The organism is Azospirillum sp. NS33, from assembly GCF_059703765.1.
Genome location: NZ_BAAKJB010000067.1, coordinates 1 through 6,578 on the forward strand (window position 1 = coordinate 1; position 6,578 = coordinate 6,578).

5 protein-coding genes are annotated in these 6,578 nt (G+C 73.8%); all 5 read right to left on the reverse strand.

Annotated features, from left to right (window positions below; genetic code table 11):
• Nucleotides 1-182: hypothetical protein (locus AC6H2I_RS30190; protein ID WP_497504496.1), on the reverse strand; the 182-nt coding region annotated here is incomplete at its 3' end.
• A complete protein-coding gene (locus AC6H2I_RS30195) occupies nucleotides 175-3,135 on the reverse strand; it encodes a tubulin-like doman-containing protein (protein WP_497504497.1) in 2,961 nt (986 codons plus the stop codon). The genes AC6H2I_RS30190 and AC6H2I_RS30195, both read right to left, overlap by 8 nt.
• Nucleotides 3,136-3,195: 60 nt before the next feature.
• Complete coding sequence (locus AC6H2I_RS30200; protein WP_497504498.1) at nucleotides 3,196-4,197, reverse strand: type II secretion system F family protein; 1,002 nt, start codon at nucleotides 4,195-4,197, stop codon at nucleotides 3,196-3,198.
• 4 nt (nucleotides 4,198-4,201) lie between these two features.
• Entirely contained in the window at nucleotides 4,202-5,179 is a 978-nt protein-coding gene (locus AC6H2I_RS30205; protein ID WP_497504499.1) for a type II secretion system F family protein, read from the reverse strand.
• The coding region (locus AC6H2I_RS30210) for a TadA family conjugal transfer-associated ATPase (RefSeq protein WP_497504500.1) at nucleotides 5,176-6,578 on the reverse strand (1,403 nt) is incomplete at its 5' end. The genes AC6H2I_RS30205 and AC6H2I_RS30210, both read right to left, overlap by 4 nt.

A 6,578-nucleotide genomic window follows, 5' to 3' on the forward strand; every position in this document is an offset into this window, starting at 1 on the left:
CGGGCGACCCGGCGGCGGCCCGGCGCCGGGCCGCGGGGGGCGGGGCCGGCCGGCACCTCGAGCAGGGCCCGCCCGCAGTCCGGGCAGCGTTCGTCCGGGGTGGCCGCCAGGGCGATGCGCCGCCGCTGGTCGGCCGCCGCGCAGTTGCCGATGTTGGGGCACATGCCCTGCCGGTCAGCCATGGCCGGGTCCGTCCGGCCGGCGCTTGCGGACCATCGCCGCGGCGGCCTTGCCGGCGTCGACGAAGGAGCGGTAGATCGGGTCCACGGGATTGTCGTTGCAGCGCCGCCGGATGCGGGCGACGCAGTCGACGATCGCCTCGACCAGCGCGGCGTCCTCGCCGGGATGGGCGGCCAGCGCCCGGGTGACGTTGTCCTCCAGCATGCTGGCGACGCCTCCGGCGATCTGGTGGGGGGCGGTGAGCAGGTCGTCCGCCAGCGGCATCGGCGTGTCGTCGAAGCCGTCGGCGTCCTTGGGAACCAGCCACAGGGCGGTGCGGCCGTGGCTGTCGGCACCGCGCTCCAGGATCACGTTCAGCGGGATGCCGACCAGCACCAGCGCCAGGGACCGGGTCGACGGTTCGGCGTCGTCCAGCGACGGCTCTCCGGGCTGGGCGGCCGGGCCGCCGACGGCGTGCAGCGACAGCATGGCGTAGGAGCGGTCGCGCTGCACGTAGGCGCGGTAGTGCCAGTCCATCTGCCGCAGCAGCTCAACGTCGGGGATCGAGAAGGGCGACGTCGCCATGAGGAAATGGACGGCGCCGTCGTCCTCGTCGGTGTCGACGAAGCGCACGTCGTGCCGCCGCGAGAAGGACACCGCCGATTTCAGGGTGTTGACGAAGCCGTCGCGGTGCGGGGCGCGGGGCAGCATCACGTAGAGCCGGGCGGCGAGCTGGCCGTCCGACGCGTCGGGCAGAAGGGCCGCCGCGTGGTGGCCGAACAGCGCCGCCATGTCGCGCAGGCGTGCGAAATCCCCGGCCGTGCGGTGCTCCAGCATGTCGTAGATCGAGGAGTCGAGGATCGCCGCCACCGGCGCCGTCCAGGCGCCCCGCGGTCCGGTGATCTCGTCGCGGCAGGCGTCGGTCAGGGCGGCCAGCCAGTCGGCGGTCTCGACCCGGTCGGCCACCGCGCGGAACCCCCCGCCCGCGCCGACCGGCCCGGCAAGCCGGTGGCGCAGCGCCTCGGCGTGGGCGGTCTGGCCGCGCTCGTCGCACAGCAGATCCTGGACGAAGCGCTGCAGGCGCTCGCCGTCGAACAGATGGGTGACGAAGGTCGGGGTCGACTCGTGCTCCTCCAGCCGGGCCGACAGCCCGTCGAGGACGAAGTCGACGTCGCCGGCGCCGCCGGCCACCAGCCGCAGCAGCCGGGCGAGGTGGGCCTGGAGCTGTTCCAGCTCCTCGATGACGACCGGCAGCAGGGTCTTGGCGAACAGCCAGCCCTCGGCGCGCGTCATGTTGACGTGCAGCTCCTGAAGGGTGATGGCGTAGGCGCGCAACGCCGAGTCGTCCTTGCCCTTCAGCCAGCCCCACCCGGCGGCACGCGACCAGTCCTGGTGGGCGGCGACGACCCGGACGCGGCACGCCTCCTCGGCCATGCGCACGTTGGCGACGCGGTCGTCGACGCCGGCCAGCCGTTCGCGCTGCAGGTCGACCAGCGCCTGGAGGATCTGGTGGAGGTCGTGCAGCCCGCGCTCGCCGCGGGTCCACTGCTCGAACAGGTCGCGCTCCACCCTGCCGCGGATCTCCCGGGCGATGTCGCGGCGGCGCTGCTGGCGGGCGCGGTAGAAGCCGGGGACGCCGACGCCGCGGAAATCCTCGGTGAAGCGCTGGCTGCACAGGCGGGTCACGCAATCGAACCAGTCCCGGCGCGGCTGGGTGCGGGCGAGCTCGACGACGCCGTCGATGGTCAGCGTCCACTCCTCGGTCATCAGCCGCCATGTCGGATCCGCGATGTCGGCGGCCAGCACGGCCGCGGACTGGATCAGGTGGTCGGCGGTCAGCATCCAGCGGCTCTGCGCGTCGATCCGCCGGACATGGTCGGCCGCCGCCAGCCCGGACGCCTCCGGCACGAAGCCGCGGCGGTGGCGCCAGTGGGCGTACAGCATCTGGTAGAGGCCGGCCTGCAGCAGGGAGAGCGTCAGCGCGTCCTCGACCTCGTCGCGCGCCGTGGTCAGCACCTTGGGGCCGAGGGCGACGATCGGCCGGTGCGTCGCCGGCTCGGCCGGCCCGCGGGTCGCCATCGCGGTGCCCAGCATCATGCGCTGGCGGACCGCCATGGCCAGCGCCTCGGGCAGGGTGCGCAGGTCGCGCGACGCCCGGCCGGTCTCCTCCGGCGGCGCGATCACCAGGATCTCGTCGCACAGGCGCTGGATGCCGAGGTCCTGGGGTTCGCCCGCGTCGGCGCGCCGCGGTGCCGGCTTGCGCGCCTGCGACAGTTCGGACAGGGCGGCCCCGGTGTTGACGGCCGCCGCCTGGCGCTCGCCGTCGGGATCGTCGGCGCCGAAGCTGGGCAGCAGGCCGTAGGCCAGGACGTGGCTGGTGGCGGCGATCGCCGGGTTGCGCCGGACCTGCGCGAGCAGCTGGGTGAGGGCGCCCCCGCCGATGCCGCCGGCGAGGTAGCCGACGACGTGGATGTGCAGCGGGGTTCCCGGCGGCCGGCCGGCGAGCAGGCCGGTGCAATCGGCCTCCAGCCGGGCGTGCAGTTCGGCCGATTTGGCGGCCAGGAGCAGGCTGCCCAGGCGGCGCGGGTTGGCGACGGTGTCGCTGCCGATCTCGCGGGCGACGTCGTAGCGGCTCAGCCACTCCCGCACCTCGCCCTGGAGGCGGTTGCCGTACTCCCGCACGCTGGCCATGTCGAGGGTGAAGACGGTCTCGATGGGCTCGCCGCCGAGATCGGCCATGACGCCTTGCGGCGTGCGCAGGGCGTCCTCCAGGTCGATCGCCATGAAGCGGGCCGGGACCGGGGGCAGCGCGCGGCGCCGGCGCTGCGCCAGCAGGCGGCGCAGCCGGGCCAGGGTGGCGCGCCCGATGCCGCCGAGCCCGACCACGAGATGGACGGGATCCGGGGTCGCCGGCGCGTCCGGCCGGAACGGCGCCGGGCCGCCGAGATCGTCGCTGTGCGGGCGGGGATTCAGCATGATGCCGCGGGGTCCCTGTCGAGGTGGTGCCGGGCCGGGGTGGGCAGCGTGCGCATGGGCCTACCGCGCCGACGCGGCGTTCTCGTGCTTCGCCCCGCCCCAGGCCTGGGAGGCCTGGATGAAGCCGGGGGTCGCGACGATGATCAGGAGGGCGGGCAGGATCAGGACGATCAGCGGCATGGTGATCAGCACCGGCAGCTTGGCGGCGCGCTCCTCCAGCTCCATGATGCTCTTGTTGCGCTGCTCGGTCGCCAGCACGCGCAGCGCCTGGCTGAGCGGGGTGCCGTAGCGCTGGGTCTGGATCAGGGTGGCGACCAGCGAGCGCAGCGGCTCCAGGCCGGTGCGCTCGGCCAGGTTCTCCAGGGCGTGGTCGCGGTCGGACATCAGGCGCAGCTCGTTGCTTGTGACGGCGAACTCGTCGGCGATGTCGGGGGCGCTGCGCGCCAGGTCGTGCGACAGGCGCTGGATCGCCAGGTCGAGGCCGTAGCCGGCGTTGGCGAAGATGATCAGGAGGTCGAGGGCGTCGGGCAGGCGCTGGAGGATGCGCCGCTGGCGGCCACCGGCCCGGCGCTTCAGCACGATCTCCGGCAGCATGCCGCCGACCAGGCCGCCGGCGAGGCCGGCGCCCACCGTCACCACCAGCCCGGGCGGCAGCAGGCCGGCCGCCGGCACCAGCACGCCGGCCAGGGCCGCGCCCGCCACCATCGCCAGCACCTTCAGCGCCATCAGCAGCTTGAGCGCGTCGCTCCGGCGCACGCCGGCGTGCAGCAGCAGCTGCTGGAGCTGGCGCCGCTGCGCCGCGCTGACGAGGGTCAGCCGGGCGAGCAGGTCGGCGAACCGCTGCAGGCCGCGGAACACGACCGCGCCGGCGGCGTGGGCCTCCTCCTCCTCGTCCGCCCCGGCGGCGGCGGCGGTCCCGCCGTAGGCGCGTTGCAGGCCGCGCAGCCGCCGCCGCAGGTCGTCGCGCGGCAGCGCCGCCACCGCCACCGCGCCGAGGGCGGCGGCGGCCATCAGCAGCAGCGCCCCGAGCAGTCCCTGGATCAGCCCGCCCCCGTCGGCCATGGCGTCAGATCTCCGTCCGCGTGATGTTGCCGATCACCGCCATGCCCGCGGCGATGCAGCCCAGCGACACCAGCAGCATGGTGCGCCCGGTGGGATGGTTGATGAGGACGGACATGTAGGTCGGGTTGAGCAGGCTGAGCACGCCGCCGACGAAGAAGGGCAGGCCGGCAATGACGTTGGCGGTCAGCCGCCCTTCGGCGGTCAGCACCTTGGCCTTGGCCCGCGTGTCCTTGCGCCGGCGCACGATGACCGCCAGATTCTGCAGGGTTTCCGAGATCTGCCCGCCGGTCTCGCGCTGGACGATCAGCGACACCACGAAGCAGTCGAAGTCGAGGACGTTGACCCGCTCGGCCACCTCCAGCAGGACGTCCTTGACGTCGATGCCCAGCTGGATGCGGTGGGCGATGGCGCGGAACTCGCCGGCCACCGGCTCCTGCGCCTCCTTGCCGGCCACCGCGATCGCCTCGGTCACCGGGATGCCCGCCTGCACCACGCGGACGATGAGGTCGATGGCCCCGGGCAGGTGCTCCAGGAAGGCCACCCGGCGCTTGATCGCCGCCTGCTTCAGGCCGCGCTGCAGCAGGAACAGCCCGGCCAGCGCACCGGACAGGGCGGCGATCAGCATGCCCGACAGGAAGATGTGGTCGGCGACGCCGCCGACCACCACGCCGGCCACCACCGCCAGCGGCAGGGTGATCCGCAAGGCGGCGAAGCCGCCGACCCGGAGGTACCAGCGGCGCAGCCGGCGGACCACGGGAACGCCGCGCTGCGCCGCCGCGTCCTGCTCGTCGAGCGCCACGTCGGCCTCCACCGCCTTGGTGTCCGGCGTGACCAGCGCAAGGCGGGCGCGCAGGGCGTCGGAGCGCGCGGAGACCATCCCCTGGGCGGCGATGGCGAACAGGATGGCGCCGCAGCCGACCAGCAGCACGGCGGCCATCAGGAAGGTCCCGGCGTTGCCGGGGTGGATGACACCGCCGCTCATCGGGTCGCCTCCAGCAGCGCCTCTTCGAGGCCGTAGTAGGCCGCGCGCGCCAGGAACTGGGGGCGGAATCCCATGGAGCGGAAGGCGCCGGCGACCCGGTCGTCGAACTGGTTGGTGTCGATCTCGAAGGCGAACAGGTCCTGCATCAGCATGGTGTCGCCCTCCTGGCCGACGATCTCCGAGATGCGCTGGATGCGCCGCACGCCGTCGCGCATGCGCTCGACCTGGACCACCAGGTTGACGGCGCTGGCGATCTGGCTGCGGATGACGCGCAGCGGCAGGTTGGCGCTGGACATCAGGACCATGCTCTCCAGCCGGCCGATGGCGTCGCGCGGCGAGTTGGCGTGGATCGTCGTCATCGAGCCGTCGTGGCCGGTGTTCATCGCCTGCAGCACGTCGAACGCCTCGGCGCCGCGCGTCTCGCCCAGGATGATGCGGTCGGGGCGCATGCGCAGGGCGTTCTTGACGAGGTGGCGCTGGTTGATCTCGCCGGTGCCCTCGGTGTTGGCCGGGCGCGTCTCCAGGCGCACCACGTGGGGCTGGCGCAGCTGCAGTTCGGCGGCGTCCTCGATGGTGACGACGCGCTCGCGGGCGTCGATCAGGCGCGACAGCGCGTTCAGCAGCGTCGTCTTGCCCGAGCCGGTGCCGCCGGACACCACGATGTTGAGCCGGCAGGCCGCGGCGATCTCCATGGTCTTGGCCATCGCCGCCGACAGCGAGCCACGCTCGACCATGCCGTGCAGGTCGATGTTGGTCTTGGAGAACTTGCGGATGGAGATGCAGGCGCCGTCGATGGCGATCGGCGGCAGCACGATGTTGACGCGGCTGCCGTCGGCCAGGCGGGCGTCGCAGGTCGGGCTGCTTTCGTCGACGTGGCGGCCGATCGACGCGGCGATCCGCTGGGCGACGCCGACGACGTGGCCGGCGTCGCGGAACCGCGCGGTGGTCAGCTCCAGCCGGCCGGCCCGCTCCACGTAGATCTTGTGGGGGCCGTTGACCATGATGTCGGCCACGGTGTCGTCGGTCAGCAGCGGTTCCAGGGGGCCGACGCCGACCATGTCGTCCAGCAGGTACTGGACGATGGCCCGCTGTTCGGAGAGGTTGATCGGCAGGGTCTCGGCGGTCGCGATCTCGCTGACGATGCGGCCGACGTCCTCCATCAGCTTGGCCCGGGGCATGGCCAGCGCGGCGGCCGCGTTGATGCGCTGGAGCAGGCGCTCGCGGATCAGCGCGACGGTGCGGTCGTTGGCGGCCAGCCGGTCGCTGAGAAGGCGGTCGGCCGCCGCCGTGCCCGTCTCTCCGGACGCTCCCAGGGACGCCCCTCCGGGTGGCGGGGCGGGGGCGGGCGCCGCCGTGGCGGCCGCCCCCGGCGGCGGCGGCTCGGGCGATGGCGACAGCG

Coding starts and splice junctions, on each gene's coding strand:
- AC6H2I_RS30195 (WP_497504497.1), bottom strand. CDS start 3,135: ATGCTGAATCCCCGCCCGCACAGCGACGATCTCGGCGGCCCGGCGCCG.
- AC6H2I_RS30200 (WP_497504498.1), bottom strand. CDS start 4,197: ATGGCCGACGGGGGCGGGCTGATCCAGGGACTGCTCGGGGCGCTGCTG.
- AC6H2I_RS30205 (WP_497504499.1), bottom strand. CDS start 5,179: ATGAGCGGCGGTGTCATCCACCCCGGCAACGCCGGGACCTTCCTGATG.